This is a genomic window from Sphingobium fluviale (assembly GCF_004122115.1).
Taxonomy (GTDB): Bacteria; Pseudomonadota; Alphaproteobacteria; order Sphingomonadales; family Sphingomonadaceae; genus Sphingobium; species Sphingobium fluviale.
The window spans coordinates 1-19,395 of record NZ_SBKP01000004.1 but is presented as its reverse complement, the minus strand read 5'-3'; the positions used below and the strand labels follow the sequence as shown (position 1 = coordinate 19,395).

General features: G+C 59.7%; 17 protein-coding genes. 10 read left to right on the top strand and 7 right to left on the bottom strand.

Annotated elements, in window-relative coordinates:
- Positions 1–33 precede the first annotated feature (33 nt).
- The 4 genes from EQG66_RS05765 to EQG66_RS05750 form a co-directional block, all read right to left on the bottom strand.
- Positions 34–408 (bottom strand): PilZ domain-containing protein, encoded by a 375-nt coding sequence (locus tag EQG66_RS05765; protein ID WP_164975602.1) that lies wholly within the window; start codon positions 406–408, stop codon positions 34–36.
- 19 nt (positions 409–427) lie between these two features.
- Positions 428–2,110 (bottom strand): hypothetical protein, encoded by a 1,683-nt coding sequence (locus tag EQG66_RS05760; RefSeq protein WP_129403647.1) that lies wholly within the window; start codon positions 2,108–2,110, stop codon positions 428–430.
- Between the two features lie 18 nt (positions 2,111–2,128).
- Complete coding sequence (locus tag EQG66_RS05755; protein ID WP_129403646.1) at positions 2,129–2,869, bottom strand: hypothetical protein; 741 nt, start codon at positions 2,867–2,869, stop codon at positions 2,129–2,131.
- Between the two features lie 115 nt (positions 2,870–2,984).
- The gene (locus EQG66_RS05750; protein WP_129403645.1) at positions 2,985–5,222 is read right to left on the bottom strand and encodes an ATP-binding cassette domain-containing protein; all 2,238 of its coding nucleotides are present in this window, start codon (positions 5,220–5,222) and stop codon (positions 2,985–2,987) included.
- Positions 5,223–5,331: 109 nt separating this feature from the next.
- Between EQG66_RS05750 and EQG66_RS05745 the strand changes: the two genes are divergently transcribed.
- Positions 5,332–6,723 (top strand): HlyD family type I secretion periplasmic adaptor subunit, encoded by a 1,392-nt coding sequence (locus EQG66_RS05745; RefSeq protein ID WP_164975601.1) that lies wholly within the window; start codon positions 5,332–5,334, stop codon positions 6,721–6,723.
- A 172-nt stretch (positions 6,724–6,895) separates the two neighbouring features.
- On the opposite strand, the gene EQG66_RS05740 is transcribed toward EQG66_RS05745, so the two are convergent.
- From EQG66_RS05740 to EQG66_RS15285, 3 genes are all read right to left on the bottom strand, one after another.
- Entirely contained in the window at positions 6,896–7,879 is a 984-nt protein-coding gene (locus EQG66_RS05740) for a TerC family protein (protein WP_129403643.1), read from the bottom strand.
- 55 nt (positions 7,880–7,934) lie between these two features.
- Positions 7,935–8,207, bottom strand: a complete 273-nt coding sequence (locus tag EQG66_RS05735; protein ID WP_129403642.1) for a TFIIB-type zinc ribbon-containing protein — start codon at positions 8,205–8,207, stop codon at positions 7,935–7,937.
- Positions 8,208–8,298: 91 nt separating this feature from the next.
- Entirely contained in the window at positions 8,299–8,472 is a 174-nt protein-coding gene (locus EQG66_RS15285; RefSeq protein ID WP_164975600.1) for an HP1242/YdcH family protein, read from the bottom strand.
- Positions 8,473–8,572: 100 nt separating this feature from the next.
- Here EQG66_RS15285 and EQG66_RS05725 point away from each other — a divergent pair, with 100 nt between their 5' ends.
- The 9 genes from EQG66_RS05725 to EQG66_RS05685 all read left to right on the top strand — a co-directional run bounded on the left by EQG66_RS05725 (position 8,573) and on the right by EQG66_RS05685 (position 19,174).
- Positions 8,573–9,493, top strand: coding sequence for a hydrogen peroxide-inducible genes activator (locus EQG66_RS05725; RefSeq protein WP_129403640.1), 921 nt, complete (start codon positions 8,573–8,575; stop codon positions 9,491–9,493).
- Between the two features lie 174 nt (positions 9,494–9,667).
- On the top strand, positions 9,668–10,618 hold the full coding sequence (locus EQG66_RS05720; RefSeq protein ID WP_164975599.1) for a LysR family transcriptional regulator: 951 nt from the start codon (positions 9,668–9,670) through the stop codon (positions 10,616–10,618).
- 243 nt (positions 10,619–10,861) lie between these two features.
- Positions 10,862–13,036 (top strand): TonB-dependent receptor, encoded by a 2,175-nt coding sequence (locus EQG66_RS05715; protein WP_245987895.1) that lies wholly within the window; start codon positions 10,862–10,864, stop codon positions 13,034–13,036.
- A 57-nt stretch (positions 13,037–13,093) separates the two neighbouring features.
- Positions 13,094–14,086 (top strand): VOC family protein, encoded by a 993-nt coding sequence (locus tag EQG66_RS05710; protein WP_129403637.1) that lies wholly within the window; start codon positions 13,094–13,096, stop codon positions 14,084–14,086.
- Positions 14,086–15,225: an FAD-dependent oxidoreductase gene (locus tag EQG66_RS05705; protein ID WP_129403636.1), complete on the top strand. Its 1,140-nt coding sequence runs from the start codon at positions 14,086–14,088 to the stop codon at positions 15,223–15,225. Before EQG66_RS05710 ends, EQG66_RS05705 begins: the two co-directional genes overlap by 1 nt.
- Before the next feature lie 13 nt (positions 15,226–15,238).
- Positions 15,239–16,165: a 3,5-dioxohexanoate:acetyl-CoA acetone transferase gene (gene kce, locus EQG66_RS05700; protein ID WP_129403635.1), complete on the top strand. Its 927-nt coding sequence runs from the start codon at positions 15,239–15,241 to the stop codon at positions 16,163–16,165.
- A gap of 3 nt (positions 16,166–16,168) precedes the next feature.
- A complete protein-coding gene (locus EQG66_RS05695) occupies positions 16,169–16,978 on the top strand; it encodes a cyclase family protein (protein WP_129403634.1) in 810 nt (269 codons plus the stop codon).
- The gene (locus EQG66_RS05690; RefSeq protein ID WP_129403633.1) at positions 16,962–18,005 is read left to right on the top strand and encodes an SMP-30/gluconolactonase/LRE family protein; all 1,044 of its coding nucleotides are present in this window, start codon (positions 16,962–16,964) and stop codon (positions 18,003–18,005) included. Before EQG66_RS05695 ends, EQG66_RS05690 begins: the two co-directional genes overlap by 17 nt.
- Before the next feature lie 23 nt (positions 18,006–18,028).
- Positions 18,029–19,174 (top strand): alpha/beta hydrolase family protein, encoded by a 1,146-nt coding sequence (locus tag EQG66_RS05685; RefSeq protein WP_129403632.1) that lies wholly within the window; start codon positions 18,029–18,031, stop codon positions 19,172–19,174.
- The last annotated feature ends 221 nt before the right edge of the window (positions 19,175–19,395 follow it).

Here is a 19,395-nt window from a genome sequence, read left to right as displayed (position 1 = left end):
TGAGACAGGCGGCGATGCTGTCCCAAAGAAGCATCAGTCCACGAAAAACTCTATGTCATCGCTTTCCTTGCGGGTACGATCGTTGGAGAGCATGGCCAGCAATTGCTCCTCTTCCAGCGGCTCATCGAATCTGATGCCGAAGCCGTCCGGGGTGGTGCGCATGATGCGGCCAAACATTTCCTCGCCACCCACCGTGAGCGCCACGGGAATATCGCGCCGATCCATCAGGTAGACCAGCTTGGGGCGGAACATGGCGCCGCCAGCCGAGAAATTGATGACGCGCCCTTCGTAACCCATCATGCGGTCGATCATCATCAGTGATCCATCGATCTGACAGCCAAAGCGCTGGGCAACGCGGGTAAAATCGCGTTTTTCCTTGCGGAAGTAAGAGAGCGGGTTGAGTTTCATATCTGCGTTCCGTTCCGTATCAGCCCACAGGATTTCCGTCCGTGCCGGTGGCACGCGGGGCATCCTGCTGCTGAGTGCCAGCGCGCGCGGCATCGTCACTTTCCTGGAGCGCATCGAGGCGGCGCTTTAGCACTTCCATCTCCAGCCGGGCGCCATGCATGCCAGCCGCCAGTGCGGGAGCCGCGCCGTCACCGGCCTCGTCTGCCAGCTGGAGCCGCTCCATCAACACAGCAAGACGTGCGTTGTTCGCTTCGGCCTGCATCGCCAGCCGGGCGATCAGCTCCGCATCTTTTTCCCGCGCCTGCTCAATCCGGCCCAGCGAGCCCCCGAACGTGCGCTCGACCTTGCGTACCAGCCGCCGCTGGCCCGCCAGCATCCGCCGCACCTCTGCACGCAGCCTGCGGCGCTCGCGCGCGGCCTCCACGACCGCCTCGCCTTTTACCAGCAATCCGGCCATGCGCGACAATATGCCGCCGCCTTCCCCCTCGCGCCGATAATGCGACACGCTGAGCGAGGAGCCATCTTTCGCCAGAAGCTCGGCCTGAAGAGTGGTCATCCGATCCATCTGCGCATGGAGGCGCGCGCCGGAAAGCGCATTGTTGCGCTCGATCATATCGCGCATTTCCGCCAGCGCATGAGAGATGGTGTCGCGGTCGCGCTGCGCTTCGCTGATGAGGCCGTTGAATTGCGCCACCATCATCGTCTGGTTCTTCGCCAGCTCTGCCACGCAGTCCGATATCGGCTGGAGCAAAGGGGTGGGGTCAGAGAGCTTCTCGGTCGAACGGCCGAGGCTGGCGACAGCGCCGGTCATCTCTGCCACCGCGCTTTGGGTCTGCTGCTGCGTCAGGGCGCTGTCCAGCACCGTCTCGCGCAGATCGCGCAGATGCTTGCCGCCCAGCTCCAGCGCACGGATGACGTTGCCCAGCTCCACCGTCTCGCGCTGTGCGCTGTCGCTCTGTGGTGCTTCGAGCGCAGAGACATTGGCCAACCAGTGTTCGAACTCGTTGCGCAACGTCTTCATAGCGCTGGTCATGAAGCGTTCGAGCGCGCCCAGCACCATCGATGTCATCAAGCCAAACAGCGATGACGAGAAGCCGACCGACATGCCGTTCAAGGGCGCTTTCATGCCCTCGATCATCTTGCCGAAGGCGTCCGTGCCGCCCTTGCCGCTCATGTCCATGCTGCCGATGAGGTCACTCACCGAATGCACGGTCTTCATCAGGCCCATAAACGCGCCGAGCAGGCCGAGGAACACCATCAGGCCAGAGAAATACATCAGTGTCGATTTGCGGTCGTTGATGCGCATGTCGACATCGTGCAGGATCATCTGCACGGTCGCGTTGGAAATCTGGAAATTTTCCTTCTTGCTCATTTCCTCGGCGATGAGGTTATAGCCATGGCCGAGCAACTCCGGCTCCTCAAAGAGGATTGCAGGATGCTTGTAGGGGTCGAGCGGGCGACGCGCACGCTCGCCGTAATCGACCTGCAGCGCCTTCAGGGCCACCACCTCGTTCTTCAGCGCGATCACATGGCGAAACGCGATGGACGCCGCCAGTCCGAACAGCGCAAAAATGCTGAGGTTCAGCGCGGCCTTCGCCATGATGCCGTCTATGACGAACTCATGCGCATAAATGCCCAAGCCCGCCAGGATCACCATGATCCCGGTCATCTTCATCAGCTCTGAGCGGATTTTCTGTTCCATAAGCCTTGTCTGCTGAACCTAGGGTTTCAGGACCACGCGCACATTGTGCCCGTCCTTCGATCCGGGGTCTGTCACACGGATCTGGGTTGTGATGTTCGCCGGGCTGATCCCTGCGCGGATGAGGATGTTGCGGGTCATCGCCGCGCGATAGAAGCCGAGGCGCTGCGCTTCAGAAATGGAATTATCTTGCGAGGCCAGTGACCAGATTTCATATTTCATGCCCGGCTTTACGCGCGGCTTGAGGAAGGCGAGCACCGCCTTCTCGTTCTCGTCTGAATAGCGCACCGCCAGCGGCTCGAAATCGACGCGCAGCAGCATCTCTGCTGTCTGAACCTCTACGCCTTTGGTATCGTCGGCATTTTCCAGCGCCTTGACCTTCAGCTTCATCGTATCCGGTGTGGCGCGTGTGCGGACCGACAGCTTGTCGGTGCTGTTGACGATCATCTCGGATTTCAGGATGGACCCCAGCTCGGCAATGGACGTGCCGGTCTCTGCATCGCGCGGGGAGCGGATGGGGTTCACTTGCTGCCCGGCTGCTCCGCCGACCTTCTGTGACTTTGCCTGATCGTCCGTCGTCGCATCCTGCTGCTGTTGCGCGGCATAGGCCTTTTTGAACTGCTCCATCGCGCGTTGCGAGAGCACCATCACGGCGGAACTCATGATAACAAGCAGGAAGGTCACGACCATGATGACGGTCGTGAGAACATCCACGAACGCCGGCCAATGGTTGACTTCGCCGTCGGATGATGCGCCGGCCACCTGCTTTGCCTCCTTGTTTCATGACCGTAAAAAACGGCCATCTGCCCACTTTGGTGAATCCGGCTTAAACCAATTCCCCTAAGCAAGTCCTAACGGGACGGGCGCCAGGCCGGATTCAGGCGGCTTTTTGCTGCTGCTGCCCGCGCAGCAGGGCGAGCACTTCCTGCTTGGGTTTGTCGGCAAACACGCGGCCTTCCTCCAGCCAGATGACCCGGTCCACCAGATCGAGCAGGGCCATGCGGTGCGTGGCGACGATCACGGTCGTGTCCGCCGCAGCTTGCCGAAGGCCATTAATCACCGCCTGCTCGGAGTCTATGTCCATATTGGCCGTCGGCTCATCAAGCAGCAGGATGGCAGGATTACGCACCATCGCACGGGCGATCAGCACCGACTGGCGCTGCCCGCCCGATAAATGCGCGCCGCGTGGGCCTACCTTGCGGGTATAGCCCTCAACGCTGCGGTCGATGAAGCGATCCAGCCCCGCGGCGCGGATCGCGCGCTCCACAACCGCCGGATCAGGTTCTTCCATACCGAGAAGGATATTGTCCCAGATGGAGGTATTGAACAGCACTGCGTCCTGCCCGGAATAGACGATGCTCTGACGCAAATGGGAGGAGGCGAACTGGTCCATCGCATGCCCATCGACCGTGATCGCCCCTTCGCCGGGGCTGAGCATGCCGGAGAGGAGCTGAAGCAGGGTCGATTTGCCGGAGCCGGAGCGGCCGATCAGCGCGATCTTCTCTCCCGGCTCGACAGCGAGCGAGATGCCGCGCAGGCTTTGCTCCGCCGCGCCTTCATAAGTGAACGAGAGACCACGCAGGCGGATATCTCCGGTGATTTCGGTGCGGCGGATAGAGGGGTCGGACACATCGCGCTCCGGCTCCATCGCCAGCAGATCGGCCAGGCCAGCAAACTGCGAGAGGCTCTGATAGCCCTTCGATATCATTGCGATCGCGCCAGAAACCGGCACCATTGCCCGCCCGGCGAGCATCGTAGCCGCCACCAGCGCGCCAGTCGTCATCACCCCGGCCTTGATCTGGAACACGCCGATGATGATCACCATCACGGTGACGAGCTGGACAAGCAAGGTGGATACCGAGCCGGGCATATCGTTCCACTTGCGCGCGGCGCGGCCCGCCATGCCGATATGGTCTGAGACGATATCCCACTGGCGCAAAAAGCGTCCCTCGGCCTGATTGGCCTTGATCGTGGTCAGCCCTTCGGCAACATCGACGACGAGGTTGTTGCGCGCCTGCATCAGCTTGGTCGCCCGCTTCGCCGACAGCTTGCTGGCATAGGCGGCCACCGCACCGATAAACACCATCGCCGCCGCGCCGATCAGCGGCCCGGTAGCGGTCAGCCCAGCGATCATGCCGATCAGCACGACAAACGCGAAGAAGAATGGCACATCGACAAGGAATGTCACCAGCATCTGAGGCACCAGCATCGCCAGTCCCTCCACATCGCGCAGCGCTGTCATCAGGCTGCCGACATTATTGTCGCGCCTGCCCAAGCGACCGTTGAGAAAGCTCGTCATGGCCCGGTGCTGCACCGCTTGACCCACGCGCACGGCGACCGCATCGACAAAGGTCATGCGCGCGTGGCGAAACAGAAACTCGAACACCAGCACCATGATTATGCCCGCTGAGAGCGCCCAGAGCGACTCAATCGCGAGATTGGGCACCACGCGGTCATAAATCGCGCGCATATAGAGCGGGATCGCCAAAGCAGTGAGGTTCATGAAGGCGGCGGCGGCGAGCATCTGCACCAGCCGCTTGCGCTCGGAAAGGAATACGCCCAGCGCCCAGAGGCGCGGGTTGCGGCGCACGAAATCGCGTTCCTCGTCAAAGCCCAGCCCGTTTTCCGGGTCAACATGACCGCATATAAGGATGTCGCCAAAGGCAAGGCTGTCCAGAGCCTCGCGCGGAACCTGTTTCTCTCCGTCTGAATCGAGCACCAGCGCCGTCTTGCGATCCGGCAGCGCGAGCAGGATCACCGCGCCGCCATCCATCAAGGGCATCAGGCAGGGCATGTCTGTCGCGGCCAGGCGGCCCAGCGGCACGCGCTCCCAGCGCGCTTCGAGCCCGGCGCGGGCGAGCGCAACCTGCGCGAATCGGGGGTCCATGTCGCCATCGCCCACCGGCAGGGCGGCGGTCAGCACCTCTCTGGCCGTGGGCTTGCCGCACTGCTTGCTCAGGGCTTCAATAGCACCGACCGTCGAGAGCGGAGCGACCAACCCCGCCCACACGGAATGGGTTTTAGCGTCATTTTTCCGCGCCTTGCGCGCGAGCATGCCGAACAGCCGCTGCGTCAGGCTGGGCCGATCGATGATGTATAACTGCTCGATGTCCATGCGGACTCCCGTGGAATTTGGTAAACGGATTAAACATTTTTAAGGATAATGATTGGTAAACGCGGATCAGATTTCTTTGAGGGACTGACCAAAGATGCGCTTTGCCACCATGAGAGACCGCCTGATCCGCAAGCTGGGCGGCGGCAGCCTGTTCGAAGGCGTGTCGAGCCAGGAAATGGCCGCCGCATTTGCCGGCAAGGTGAAGCTGGAGAGCACATCAATAGCGGGTATCACACCCTGGAGCGCCCGGATGCGCACTGAGGGTCAGGCCAGCATCCTCAAATTGTTCGGCGGTGTGCTGATCCTGTTTTTGCTCTGGGCCAGCGTTTTCCACATCGACAAGGTAACGCGGGGCATGGGCCGCGTACTGCCCTCGGTGCAAAATCAGGTGGTGCAGCATCTTGAAGGCGGCATCGTCTCGCGCCTGATGGTTCAGGAGGGCGAGCGTGTGCGCAAAGGGCAGGTGCTGATGCAGATCAGCAATCAGTTCACCTCCGCTGAGTTTGAGAACGCCCGCACCGACGTGGTTGCGAAGCGCATTGCGCTCGCCCGCATGGATGCGGAAGTGGCGGGAGCGCGCACTTTCACTACGCCAGCGAATCTCGCAAAAATTGCGCCGGATATTGCCGCCTCCGAGGAGGCATTGTTCTACTCGCGCATCGCTCAGCGCGGCTCGGAATCGGGCATCACCAGCGAGCAGGCCAGCGCCCGGCGCGCCGAACTGGCATCGCTCAACGCCCGGCTTGCCAATCTGCGCAACGAGGAATCATTGATGATGGTCCAGCTCGGCAAGCTGGAGCGCGCCTATGAGGCTGAGGCGATTTCCGAGCGTGAAGTGCTGGACAAGCGGTCGTCACTGCTGTCGCTGCGTACCCGCATCGCCGATGTGCAAAACCAGATCCCAGCCACCCGCGCGCAATTGGGCGAGGCCACCGCCCGCCATGGCGAGGTGTGGACCAAGACGGTGCAGGAGACGAAAGAGCGCGCCGCGCAGCTCCGGCTCGAACTCTCCAAGGCGGGCGAGGCGCTGGGCGCCTATCGCGACAAGGCCAGCCGCGAGGAAATCCGCGCGCCGATGGATGGCGTAGTGAACAAGCTCTATATCCAGACCGTCGGCGGCGTCATCAAGGGCGGCGATCCGCTGGTCGAGATCGTGCCGGTCGACAAGGTGGTGATGGTCGAGGCGCGCGTTGCGCCCAAGGACCGCGGCAACATCCACCCCGGCCTGCCCGCGCGCATCAAGATTTCGGCCTATGATTCAGCTATCTATGGCGGGCTGGATGGCGTTGTTGTCGATGTCTCGCCAGACGTGATCCAAGACCAGAAAGGCGAGGTCTATTACCGGGTGCGCCTGCGCGCGGACACCGCCAACTTTGGCAAAGGCAAACCGGTGATGCCCGGCATGACGGCGGAGGCGGATATCAAGTCCGGTAGCCAGACGATCCTCGACTATATCCTGGGCCCGTTCATCCGCATCCGGGACAGCGCCCTGCGCGAATGATCTTGCACTCAGGCAGGAAAGGCCGGCAGGGGTGGCGGGGCCGCATCGATGCTCACCACTGCAACGATATCAGTTGAAAATCTGTCTGCACGACCTGAACACAGCCCTTTTGCCCCGATTGGCAGCATCAGATACGACGCCATCACCATGCCGTCGCATCTGATCTTACCCCTTATGGGCGCTCTGGCGCGTTGCGGGTTTTCCAGAGCGACCAGCCTATCCCGGCTCCGATAAGGCCGAAGGTAACGGCGAGGCTGGCGACCGGGGGAAACTTCGCACCGTCCAACAGGAAGTCGGAGACGAAGATCTTGGAGCCGATGAACACCAGTACGGCGGCAAGCGCATATTTGAGGTAGTGGAAGCGGTCGATCATCGCCGACAGCGCGAAATAGAGGGCGCGCAGACCGAGGATCGCCATAATGTTTGATGTGTAGACAATGAAAGTATCTGTGGTGATGGCAAAGATCGCCGGCACCGAATCAACAGCGAACACCAGATCGGCGAGGTTGATCACCACGAGCGCAAGGAACAGCGGTGTTGCCGCGCGCACCATTTTACCTGTGCGTTCGTCTGGCACGGAGACAAAGAAGCGCTCGGCATGCAGCTCCTTCGTTACCCGCATATGGCTGGAAATCCAGCGGATGGCGAAGTTGTTGCTGAGGTCCGGCTGGGAATCGCCTGCAAAGACCATCTTGATGCCAGTCGCGATCAGGAAGGCGGCAAAGATGTACAATACCCAATAGGCTTCGCTAACGAGCGCTGCTCCAGCAGCGATCATGGCGCCGCGCAGTACGATCACGCCAATGATGCCCCACAGCAGTGCGCGATACTGATATTTTGCAGGGATGGCGAAGAAGGTGAAGATCAGGCTGATCACGAAGATATTGTCTATCGACAGCGCCTTTTCGATGAAAAAGCCCGTAAAATACTTCATGCCAAGGTCCGCGCCTTTTTCGGCCCAGACCCATACACCAAAGACCAACGCAATAGAGATATAGAAGGCAGAGAGTTTCAGTGATTCTGCAATGCCCATTACTCGGTCTTCCTTGTGAAGAAGGCCGAGGTCGAATGCGGTTAGCGCCGCCACGATCAGAATGAAGGCCAGCCAGAACCAGACTGGCGTGCCTAGAAAGGAAGAGACCAGTAGTTCGGTCATGCGGGAGTCCGATCAGCAAATGTAAGCATAATATTATGTGTCGAATGGAAACTCCTCAATCGAACAGCTCCTCCAGGAAGGATTTGCGCCGCTTGCCGTAATAGGGCTGCGCATGCCCAAAGGGGGCGGGATGCGCGGCCACTGGCGGGGGCGGCGGGGGCGGGGGCGGGACGGCAGCGGTTGATCGCTCGATGATCTTGTCCAACTCCCCACGATCCAGCCATACACCCCTACATTTCGGGCAATAGTCTATCTCGATACCCTGACGATCGCTCATCACGAGCGCTACGCCGCAAGTAGGGCAGTCCATTTCACCATGATGTGTCATTGATTAATCCTGTTGAACCCCGTCTGGGGCAAATAAAAAAGTGGGCGACGCGCAAAATGGGGGGTGCGCGCCGCCCTTGAGCGCCATACGGTCAGGGGGTTGCTGGACCGACCTGGCGCTGCAATTGTGCGATCCTGTCCTTGAGTTTCAGGCGCAGGCGTTTGAGGGTTTTCATCTCGTTCTGCCGCGCGGTGTTGCGGCAACTGTCAATAAGCCGGTTCAGGCGGCGATGTTCCCGTTGCAAACGTGCAAGATAGCGATTCATGGTCGTCCTCCGTGTAGAGACCAAAATCGGCCAAAACATGTGATTGCTCAAATTGAAATTATAGGCCAACATTGATAGTCTGTAGCTATCAGGAGGGCGCATGAGCACGCTGCGGCAATTCACCTATCTTGTGGCCCTCGCCGATTGCCGGAATTTTCGGCGCGCAGCCGATGCCGCGCATATCTCGCAGCCGACGCTCAGCCAGCAGTTGCGGGCGCTGGAAGCCCATCTGGGCGTGACGCTGGTTGAGCGCAACGTGAACCCGGTGCAGCTCACCCCGATTGGACGGGACGTGGTGGCGCGGGCGCGCAAGATTCTGATGGAGGTAAAGGATGTCGAAGATATCGCCCGCCGTGCGAAGGCGGGAATGGCCGGCACCATCCGTTTTGGCGTCACACCAACGCTAGGACCTTATCTAATGCCCGGAATCGTGGCTTCGCTACACCGGCGCTTCCCCGACATGCGGCTCTATATTCGTGAAGGCATCCCCGACGAGCAGGCACGAGAGCTGGGGCGCGGCGAGTTGGACATGCTGCTCTCGCCTCTGCCGGTTTTAGGAAGTGATCTGCATATTGAACCGCTCTTTCGCGAGCCGCTGCATATCGTCTCTCCGCCGGAGCACCCTGTCGCGCAGGCCACGCTCATCCGCAGGCAAGATCTTGCCGGTATCAGCTTCCTGAGCATGGACAAGCGCCACCATGCCCACCGTCAGGCACGTGAAATCTGTGAAGATCTGGGCGCCGATTTGCTGGAGGATTATGAGGGAACCAGCCTGGACAGCCTGCGCCAGATGTGCGGTTCGGGCCTCGGCTTTGCTATCCTGCCGGAACTGTATTTGCGATCGGAAGTCGGCGGTGAGGATATGGTTACGCGTCTTGCTCTGGCGGACTGGAGCGCTTCCCGCTCCTTCGCGGCAGTGTGGCGGCAGGGCGCCGCATATGCGGATAGCTATCAGACCATCGCCGAGACGATCGCGACGGAGGCGAGAAAAATTCTTCTCGATAGGCCTGCAGGGCCATAGCTCAGGACAAACCTGTCGTGCGGCACCAGCTTCCTGTCCACTGGCGAGAGCGAGAATTGCTAAACCATTAACACACGAATAGCCTTGTAGATTGTGGCCGCGGCACCCAGAATGAAGTGGTACAAAGCTCGGTCGGAAACACTATGAAGCTTGAGTACGCGAGAGAGGTTAGCCGTGGAACTTAGCCATTTCGATCTCAATCTTTTGCGTGCGCTGGATATCCTGCTGGCAGAACGTAATGTGACACATGCTGCAGAGCGTTTGTGCGTTACTCAACAAGCTGCGAGCAGCACGTTGCAGCGGCTGCGCCGACATTTCGATGATGAGTTGTTGATCCGTGTCGGTCGCAATCTGGAGCTGACACCGCTCGCACAATCATTGATAGTTCCTGTTCGTGAGGCGCTTCTTGCCGTTCAGTCCGCTCTCGATTCCCGTCCGCGATTTGATCCCAATACCGCTAAGTATCTTTGCCGGATCGCCATGAGCGATTATTGCCTGCATGTCATATTGCCGCATCTTTTGCGCTCGCTGAGCATCGCCGCGCCACATATTCAATTTCAGGTCGAAGCTTTGTCTCCTGCCAGTTTTGCCAGGCTGGAAATGGGTGAGTTAGATTTCTGCCTGACGGCGCACGACTTGAGGCTTTACGGAACGCATTTGCCGAGCGTGCATATCCGCTCAATGCCTTTGTTTCACGATGACTTCGTCTGTGTAGCCGATCCACAACATGTCGATATTTCAAACGGTATAACCTTGCAAACCTATCGCAAGGCGCGGCACAACACAGTCAATTTTGGAGAGGGCCTTCGAACAATTGTCGAAAACGCGTGGGCCGCCACCAAGACGCATTTCGATATTGCCGTGATGGTACCCAATTTCGCTGCGCAGATTTTCATGCTTCCCGGCACCCCGCTTATTGCCACTTCCCAGCGCCGGTTGGCCCGCACGCTGGCTCCTCGCCTTGGGCTGGCGGTAGCAGAATGTCCGCTGAAACTGCCTCATCTCCAGGAAATTTTGTTTTGGCATGAGCGCAGCGAACAATATCCCGCACGCATTTTTCTGCGTGAAGCCCTAGGTAAGGTTGCATCTGACCTGGAGAACAATCGGCTCTCCAACTACAAATAGAGTTTGTAGTAGGCATCTATCGATAGTGTTTTTCGACTAGCACGAGGCATGTCACCTTCCACGACAGAACACGAGAATGTGTCGGAGGGGAACATGAATTCATTATTTCACAAATTGTTGTTGGCCAGTGCGCTTGGCACGAGCGTAGGTATCGCGCATGCGCAGTCAGAAAACCAATCTCCAGCCGCTGAGAGCGGAGGAATCGTAGAAATCATCGTAACAGCGCAAAGGCGCGAAGAGAGTTTGCAACGGACAGCACTGGCGGTTGCCGCTGTGAGTGCAGAAGATCTGAGCAAGGCAGGTGTCGCCGATGTCACCGGTCTCACGAAACTCGTGCCGTCGCTGATTGTGCAACCGGCAACGGGCGCATCTGTGGGCTTCTATCTGCGCGGCGTTGGCAGCCTTGTCGGCAACGCGTTCACGGAAAACCCGGTCGCCTTCAACTTCAACCAGGTCTATATCGCGCGCCCGGCCGCATTGCTGGGCTCCTTCTATGATCTGGAGCGTGTCGAGGTGCTGAAGGGGCCTCAGGGCACCTTATATGGGCGCAACGCGACCGGCGGCGCTATCAACGTCATTCCCACCAAGCCAAAGCTTGGTCATTTCGGCGGGTCCATCAATCTCGAATATGGCAATTATAACGCGATCCGCGCCCAGGCAGCAGTCAATCTTCCTGTGGGAGAAAATGCGGCCTTTCGTCTTGCGGGCCAAGTTGCAAACCGGGATGGTTATCTCTCCGATGGCTATGACGATGAGAATGGTCAAGCGCTGCGCGGGTCGTTCCGGCTAGAGCAGGGCGCGGTCAGCGCAACACTGGTGGCAGACTATTTTCATCAGGGCGGCAAAGGCACCGGTGGCGTTCTCGTGCCTTCGCAGTTTGCGCCTTCCGCGCCTCCCGTTGACGACCGCATCGGCAATTCCGATCCGCGCAGCACATCCGCGCTGTTGGGCGCCATTTTGGCGAACCCGTTTCTGCCGCCGCCCGTCAAAATCGTCAGCCCCACGCTCAACGGTATTCTGCTGGCAAGGAACGATGGTTTCAACGACAACGACGTCTGGGGCATTTCAGCCAATATTGATGTCGACCTTGACTTCGCCACGCTCACGGTCGTGCCCGCCTATCGCGACAGCCGCCCTGATTATCTGACCTATAATGGCGGATATTATGGCCGTGTCACCGAAACGGCTAAACAGAAGAGTCTTGAGGTTCGGCTATCTTCAAATGGAGACGGCCCGCTCAAATATGTGGTGGGCGGGTATTATTTCGATGAAGACCAGAGCAGCTTCAATCACTTCGTCCAGGGGCAGGTGCTGAGCACCAAGTTCGCGGTAGACCTTGATAACAGGAGCGCGGCGCTTTTCGGTCAGGCGACCTATGAGGTGATCCCCGATTTCCGCCTGCTCGCTGGCGTCCGCTACAGCCACGAACGCAAAAAGACCGCCATTGCCCTAACCCAGACCGGCATTTTTGCGGGAGTACCCGTCGATCCGTTCAACAACGCGGTAGCGCCCGTTCGTGTGTCCCCCGCAGCCAAGACCTTTGAGAAGGTTACCTGGAAGGGCGGTATCGAATGGGATGTCACCCCGCGGAACCTGCTTTATGCCAATGTCGCGACTGGTTTCAAATCGGGCGGTTTCTATATCGCGGCGCTGGACAACACATTCTCGCCGGAAAAGATCACTGCCTATACACTCGGCAGCAAGAACAGCTTTTTCGGCAATCGGATGAAGCTCAATTTCGAGGGCTTCTACTGGGATTACAACGACCAGCAGATCAACTTCATCGGCTCGACGCGTAATCTCAATGCGCAGGGCAACCCTGTGACAGGCTCCGGCCTGAAAACGACTAATGCTGGTAAATCGCGCATCTATGGGGCGGAAGTCGAGCTCAGCGTTCAGCTCAGCCGCCAAGGCACTTTCATGGCGAATGTGCAGTATCTCAACGCAAAGTACACGAATTTCAGCTTCACCGCGATCGGCGCCACCGCTCCTCGCACCACCTGCGCTACGTCGGTCAACCCGGCGGTTCCGGCCCCACCAGGGCAGTCGGCGTTCCTCGTCAACTGCTCCGGAAAGTCGCAGATCAACACGCCGAAATGGAGCGCCACTTTGGGGTATGAGCATGTCGTGCCGGTTGGCGAGATGGATCTTGTGCTGGGTGCGCGCACCAAGATCGAATCCAGCCGTTTCCTCGCGATCGACTATCTGCCGGAGGAGCGGCAGGGCAGCTACATGACTTCGGACCTCTACCTCACTTTGAAGGGCAAGGAGGGCAAATGGTCTGTCACCGGCTTCGTCAACAATATCGAGGATGAGACGATCTATGCTGGCACAAGCCTACGCCCGGTCTATCCGGCCGTCTTCAATATCCTGCGGCCGCCGCGCACCTATGGCGTGCGTGCCGGCTTTGAATTCTGAAGTTGGGGCGCCGGTTTAGCTGGCGCCCCAAGACTAAGAAAATAACGGAGACTGAAAATGCCGATAACAGGCATAGAATCGCTGCTCTATCGCGTAGGAGATATTGATCTCTGTACGCGCTATTTTTCCGATTTCGGCCTGCCCCTAAAGGAAGAGACGGGAACGTTGAGCCTGTTCGAGCTCGCCGGGGGATCAAGGCTTATGATCCGTCACAGGGACGATCCTTTGCTGCCGGAAAGCGATATGTCTGGCGATGGCGTTTGTCAGGTCACCTGGGGCGTGGATAGCGAGCGGTCACTTGATGCCATGGCGAAGGCACTGAAAAATGTCGTCGATGTCACACGTGGCGGAGATGGCACCGTCTCCTTTCTGACCCCCTTCGGCGTCCCGATGGCCCTACGGGTCTTCCAGGGGCATCCGGTGGTTTACGCTCCCGATCCTGTCAACGCGCCGGGCCTGGTCAACCGACTGAACCAGCACCGCAAATGGCGCGAGCGCGCACGCCCCAAGGTCATCAATCATGTCGTCTGGGCGATCCCGGACTATGAAGCGGGCTACAAGTTCATGCGGGATACCCTGAACTTCCGGCTCTCCGATCATCAGCGCGGTTTCGGCATGTATCTGAGGGCGGATGGCTCCTGCAATCACCACAATCTTTTCCTGATCAACGCCAACGCTCCCTTTCCCGGCTTGGATGGGACGCTCCGCTTTCATCACACCAATTTCGGCGTTGAGGATATCGACGAGATGATGACGGGCGCAAATTATATGACCCGCAAGGGGTGGGATCCTTCCCATCTTGGTCTGGGGCGGCACAGGATCGATTCCGCCCTGTTCTATTACCTGCCCTGCCCCGCCGGGGGAGAGGCGGAGTATGGCACGGATTCCGATTATCTCGATGATAACTGGGTTCCGCGCGACTGGATCAATCCGCTCTTCGGGTTCGCAACCTTTACACATAATCTGCCGCCGTTTCTGGCGCAGGAGCCGGATTGGAACTTCCGCTACATCACCCAAACCGCTGGCAACAGCACGACGGGAGATCATTGATGGCTGCGGTTTCGAAGGTCCTGATCGTTGGTGGAGGGATCGGCGGACTGGTCGCGGCGCGGGCGCTCCGGCTGCAGGGGATTGAGGCCGACCTGATAGAAAAAGAGCCGAGATGGACGGTCTATGGCGTCGGCATCATCCAGCCCAATAATTTCCTACGCGCAATGGACAGGATCGGCCTGGCCCAGCCATGCCTGGATCTGGGCGGAGCATTTGAGAGCTGGCGCATCCACGATGCGCAGGGACATGTGCTGGCCGACCCACCCGGAACGCGGGCAGCGGCGCCGCATCTCCCCCCGAATAACGGAATCACCCGGCCCAAGCTGCATGACGTACTCGTCAAGGGCGCGCAGGACGTTGGCGTCGCCATCCGCCTCGGCACGACCGTGGCGGATATGCATGACGACGGGGCGGGCGTAAATGTCAGCTTCAGCGATGCCACAACGGGTCGCTATGATCTGGTTGTCGGCTATGAGGGCGTGTTTTCGCCCACGCGCCATCGGCTGTTCGGTGACGCCTATGTGCCCAAGTTCACCGGGCAGGGCGTCTGGCGCTATAATTTCGCGCGACCGGCGGAAATGGACAATGGTATGGTCTTTTTCGGGCCTGACACCAAAGTGGGACTTGTGCCGCTCTCGCCCACGCTGATGTACATGTTCATCGTCACCGCTGAAAAGGACGGCACATGGTATGAAGGCCCGGATATCGCCATGGAAATGCAGGCCCGCCTCAAGGGCTATGGTGGGCTGGTAGAGCGGCTGAAGCAGGACATCGTCGATCCGGCAGGCGTTGTGTACCGGCCGATGATGAACATGCTGGTCAGTGAGCCATGGTACAAGGGAAGGATCATGCTGGCGGGTGACGCCGCGCATACAACCACGCCCCACCTCGCTCAGGGCGCAGCGATGGCGGTGGAAGATGCGGTGCTGCTCGCGGAACTGCTGGGTGCGCATGGCACGCTGGAAAGCGCCCAGCAGGAGTTCATGCAGCGGCGTTTCGACCGCGTGAAGTATGTGGTCGATTGCTCGACCCAGCTTGCCACCTGGGAAATGGAAGAGTGGCGCGGCATCCACAATCCCGATGCCGATCAAGGCGGGCTGCTGCACCGCGCGACCACCGCCCTGATGGCAGGCTATTAAGAGGAACACGCCGATGGCCAAGATCATTATATCGTGCGCGATTACGGGCAGCGCGCATGTTCCTAGCATGTCGGATGCGTTGCCGGTAACGCCAGAGGAGATAGCGTCACAGGCGATCGATGCGGCGGCCGCGGGGGCTGCGATATTGCACCTGCATGCGCGGATGCCGGAGGATGGACGGCCGACCGGCGACCCGGATGTTTACGCGCGTTTCCTGCCCGTCATCAAGCAGGCGACAGACGCTGTGGTCAACATCACCACGGGCGGCGCGGTGACGATGAGCGTGCAGGAGCGGCTGGCAGCCGCAGTGCGTTTCAAGCCGGAGCTGTGCTCGCTCAACATGGGATCGATCAATTTCGCCTTCTTCCCTGCGGCTGCGCGCATCAAGAGCTGGAAGCACGCGTGGGAGAAGGATTATGTCGAAGGGTCGGACGAGTTCATCTTCAAGAATACCTTTCGCGACATCGCCACTATCCTCGAAACACTTTCGGAGGCGGGCACGCGCTTCGAGCATGAATGCTATGATGTCGGCCATCTCTACAACCTCGCCCACTTCCTCGACCGTGGCCTCATCAAGCCCGGCTTCTTCGTGCAGATGGTGTTCGGTATATTGGGCGGCATCGGCGCCGATCTCGACAATCTGATGTTCATGAAGCAGACCTGCGACCGCCTGTTCGGGAAGGACAGCTATCAATGGTCTGTGCTCGCCGCCGGGCGTCACCAGATGCCGTTTCTCAACCAGGCGGCACTATTGGGCGGGCATGTGCGGGTGGGGCTGGAAGACAGCCTGTTCATCGAGCGGGGCGTACTCGCCGCATCGAACGCGCAACAGGTCGAGAAAATCAAGCGCATCCTCGCCGAAATGGGCCACGAACCCGCCACACCAGAGGAAGCCCGCGCCATCCTCGGCCTTAAAGGCGGCGACAGGGTCGAGTTCTGAATCATGGCACGGCAGATTATCGATCTCTCCATCTATCTGGAAAACGACGTGATCTCCGATCCGCCGCCGTTCCGGCCTAGAATCGACTATATCGACCACAAGATGTCCGTCCCCGAACTGGCAGGCTTCTTTCCAGGTCTGAAGCCGGAAGATCTGCCCGATGAAGAGGCCTGGGCGATCGAGCGGATCGAGCTCATCACGCACAACGGGACTCATCTCGACGCGCCCTATCATTTCGCCTCGACGATGAACGCCACTATGAAAGAGGGGGGCGAGCGCGCAATCACCATCGACGAAGTGCCGCTCGACTGGTGCTTCCAGCCCGGCGTCAAGCTCGATTTCCGGCATTTCGACGATGGCTATGTCGTCACTGCGAAGGATGTCGAGGCGGAACTTTCTCGCATCGGCCATGCCCTCTCGCCGCTCGAAATTGTCATCGTCAACACGGCGGCGGGCCAGCGCTATGGGCAGGACGATTATGTCACCGCCGGCTGCGGCATGGGCTATGAGGCGACGATGTATCTGCTGGAGCGCGGCGTGCGCCTCACCGGCACCGACGGCTGGAGCTGGGACGCGCCGTTCGTCTACACCAAGGAGAAATATCTTGAGACAGGCAACGCCGGGCTGATCTGGGAAGGCCACAAGGCCGGCCGCGATATCGGCTATTGCCACCTCGAAAAGCTGCATAATCTGGAAGTACTACCCGCCACCGGCTTTACCATCGCCTGCTTCCCCATGAAAATCCGCGCTGCCTCCGCCGGATGGACGCGGGCCGTCGCTATCATCGAGGAGCCGGATGGCGCGGCCATATAATCCGCTGCGCGACTGGCGCGTTGATCCGCTGGCTATCCGCACGGTTGGCAGGGATCTGCAACGCCCAGAGTGTATCCTCGCGGAGCGCGATGGCACGCTCTGGAGCGCCGATGCGCGCGGCGGGGTAATGCGCATAGCGGCGGACGGCAAGCAGCAGCTAGTCGTACAGCAGGCCGACCCGCATTTCGACGTCAAGACGGATGCTGCGGGGAGCCTGCTCTCCGGCACTCTGCCCAACGGCCTGGCGTTTGCCCGCAATGGCGACATCCTGATCGCCAACTTTGGAACCGACCGACTGGAAATTATGACGCGCGAGGGACAGACCCGCGTGATCGCGGACAGCATCGACGGCAAGCCGATGGGTAAGGTCAATTTCGTGCTGCGTGACAGCAAGGACCGCCTGTGGGTGACGATCTCGACGCAGATCAATCCGTGGAGCGATGCCATTACACCGTCACTGGCAGACGGATATATCTGTCTGATCGACGAGCGCGGTGCCCGCATCGTTGCGGACGGCTTTCATTTCACCAACGAAATCCGGCTCGATGCGAAGGAAGAGTGGCTTTATGTCGCGGAAACCTCCGGCAAACGAGTCTCGCGCCTGCGGGTCCAGCCGGACGGGTCATTGACCGACCGGGAAGTCTATGGCCCGTCCAGCCTTGGTGACGGCGTGATCGACGGCATCGCTTTCGATGCATTCGGCAATCTCTGGGCAACCATGATCTTCGCCGACCGGCTGGTGGCGATTGCTCCAGAGGGTGACCTGATCGAATTGCTAAATGACGGCGATCCTGCCGCCACCGCCCGTTTCGAGGCGGAGTTCGTCTCGGGCAAGCCGGTCAGCTTCGATACGCTGATGGCGTGCGGCGGCACCATCTGCCCCTGGCTGGCGAGCATCACCTTTGGCGGGCCGGACCTTTCCACCGTGTATCTCGGCGGCCTGCGGTCTTCCAATATCCCATCCTTCGCAAGCCCCGTGGCCGGTCTGCCGATGGTCCACTGGAAGGAATCCGTGTCCGCAGATTAACCTCCCTCCGCAAGAGAGTATATATGTACGAACCTTTCCCTGGAAATTATGTCTGGAACCTCGGCGTCAACATCTGCCTGTGCATGGGCGCGTCGATGGGTGAGATCGACAAGGCGAATGACGAAGTGCGCGAGATCGCGCGTGAGGGCGCGGACAAGGGCACAGCAGCCTTCTTCGACAGCTGGGGCCGCATGGCGGACGATCTCGTTGTGCTGGGCGAGGAGTGCGAAGCTGAGGGGCACGCCTTGAGTGCGGCAGAGAAATATCTGAGAGCAACGGCTTATTATATCACCGCCGAGCGCATGCAGGCGCGCGACTATGCCCCGCGCCAGCAGATGTATCGCACGATGCTCGATACGATGATGCGCGGCATTGAGGCAGGCGAACTTGGTTGGGAGCGGGTCGAGATTCCCTATGAGGGTTCGAGCTTTCCCGGCCTCTTTATCCCCGGCGATGGCGAGGGGCCGCTGCCGACCATGGTGTTCTGCAATGGGCTAGACAGCGTGAAGGAGATGATCGCACTCTCCATCCGCGACACCTTTGCGAAGCGTGGCATCAATGTGCTGGCCATCGATCAGCCGGGCGTGGGCGAGGCGCTGCGCCTCAACGGCCTGCCCGCGCGATACGATACCGAGGCTTGGGCCGGGGCCGCCGTCGATGTGCTGGAAAAGCGCGCCGATGTAGACAAGGGCCGTATCGGCATGATGGGCTGGTCGTTGGGCGGATATTTTGCGCCACGCGCCGCAATCTATGACAAGCGCTTCAAGCTCTGCGTATCATGGGGTGCCAACCACAATTGGGGCGAGCTTCAGTCCCGCCGCCTGCAAAACGAGGGCGAAAACCCGGTGCCGCATTACTGGGAGCATGTGATGTGGGTGTGGGGCCAGAGAGATATGGACGCTTTCATGGCGCTGATGCCCAAGGTGACGCTGAACGGGCATATGGACAAGATGACCGTGCCCTACCTCATCACCCACGGCGCGAACGACCGGCAGATTCCGCGCGAATATGCGTATCAAAGCCGAGATCAGGCGGTGAACAGCCCGCGCCTTGACTTCAAGCTGTTCACCGAACGCGAGGGCGGCGTGGAACACTGCTCAGCGGACAATATGGAGCCGGTGAAAAGCTATATCGCGGACTGGGTCAGCGACCGCTTCGCTGAGGTTTAAAGCTGGAAGCCCAAGCTCATACTGGTTCCATTCTTCCCAAAATACTTGATGCACTCCCCGATATGTACCAATCAGAGATAGAGTGCTGCTCCCGTTAGAGTATCCGTGATGGTCAAGCGCATGCTGTGGTCCAGAGACGATCTGCCCTGAGTAGCGCATTTGCGGTGACGATGAGCTTTCGCATGATGGCTGTGATGGCGATTTTGGCGGGTTTTCCGGCA

What these genes read in the sequence shown, in the direction of transcription:
- EQG66_RS05710 (WP_129403637.1), top strand. Translation starts at nt 13,094, where the DNA reads ATGCCGATAACAGGCATAGAATCGCTGCTCTATCGCGTAGGAGATATT.
- kce (WP_129403635.1), top strand. Translation starts at nt 15,239, where the DNA reads ATGGCCAAGATCATTATATCGTGCGCGATTACGGGCAGCGCGCATGTT.
- EQG66_RS05760 (WP_129403647.1), bottom strand. Translation starts at nt 2,110, where the DNA reads ATGGAACAGAAAATCCGCTCAGAGCTGATGAAGATGACCGGGATCATG.
- EQG66_RS05685 (WP_129403632.1), top strand. Translation starts at nt 18,029, where the DNA reads ATGTACGAACCTTTCCCTGGAAATTATGTCTGGAACCTCGGCGTCAAC.
- EQG66_RS05705 (WP_129403636.1), top strand. Translation starts at nt 14,086, where the DNA reads ATGGCTGCGGTTTCGAAGGTCCTGATCGTTGGTGGAGGGATCGGCGGA.
- EQG66_RS05695 (WP_129403634.1), top strand. Translation starts at nt 16,169, where the DNA reads ATGGCACGGCAGATTATCGATCTCTCCATCTATCTGGAAAACGACGTG.
- EQG66_RS05745 (WP_164975601.1), top strand. Translation starts at nt 5,332, where the DNA reads ATGAGAGACCGCCTGATCCGCAAGCTGGGCGGCGGCAGCCTGTTCGAA.
- EQG66_RS05725 (WP_129403640.1), top strand. Translation starts at nt 8,573, where the DNA reads ATGAGCACGCTGCGGCAATTCACCTATCTTGTGGCCCTCGCCGATTGC.
- EQG66_RS15285 (WP_164975600.1), bottom strand. Translation starts at nt 8,472, where the DNA reads ATGAATCGCTATCTTGCACGTTTGCAACGGGAACATCGCCGCCTGAAC.
- EQG66_RS05765 (WP_164975602.1), bottom strand. Translation starts at nt 408, where the DNA reads ATGAAACTCAACCCGCTCTCTTACTTCCGCAAGGAAAAACGCGATTTT.
- EQG66_RS05690 (WP_129403633.1), top strand. Translation starts at nt 16,962, where the DNA reads ATGGCGCGGCCATATAATCCGCTGCGCGACTGGCGCGTTGATCCGCTG.
- EQG66_RS05740 (WP_129403643.1), bottom strand. Translation starts at nt 7,879, where the DNA reads ATGACCGAACTACTGGTCTCTTCCTTTCTAGGCACGCCAGTCTGGTTC.
- EQG66_RS05735 (WP_129403642.1), bottom strand. Translation starts at nt 8,207, where the DNA reads ATGACACATCATGGTGAAATGGACTGCCCTACTTGCGGCGTAGCGCTC.
- EQG66_RS05750 (WP_129403645.1), bottom strand. Translation starts at nt 5,222, where the DNA reads ATGGACATCGAGCAGTTATACATCATCGATCGGCCCAGCCTGACGCAG.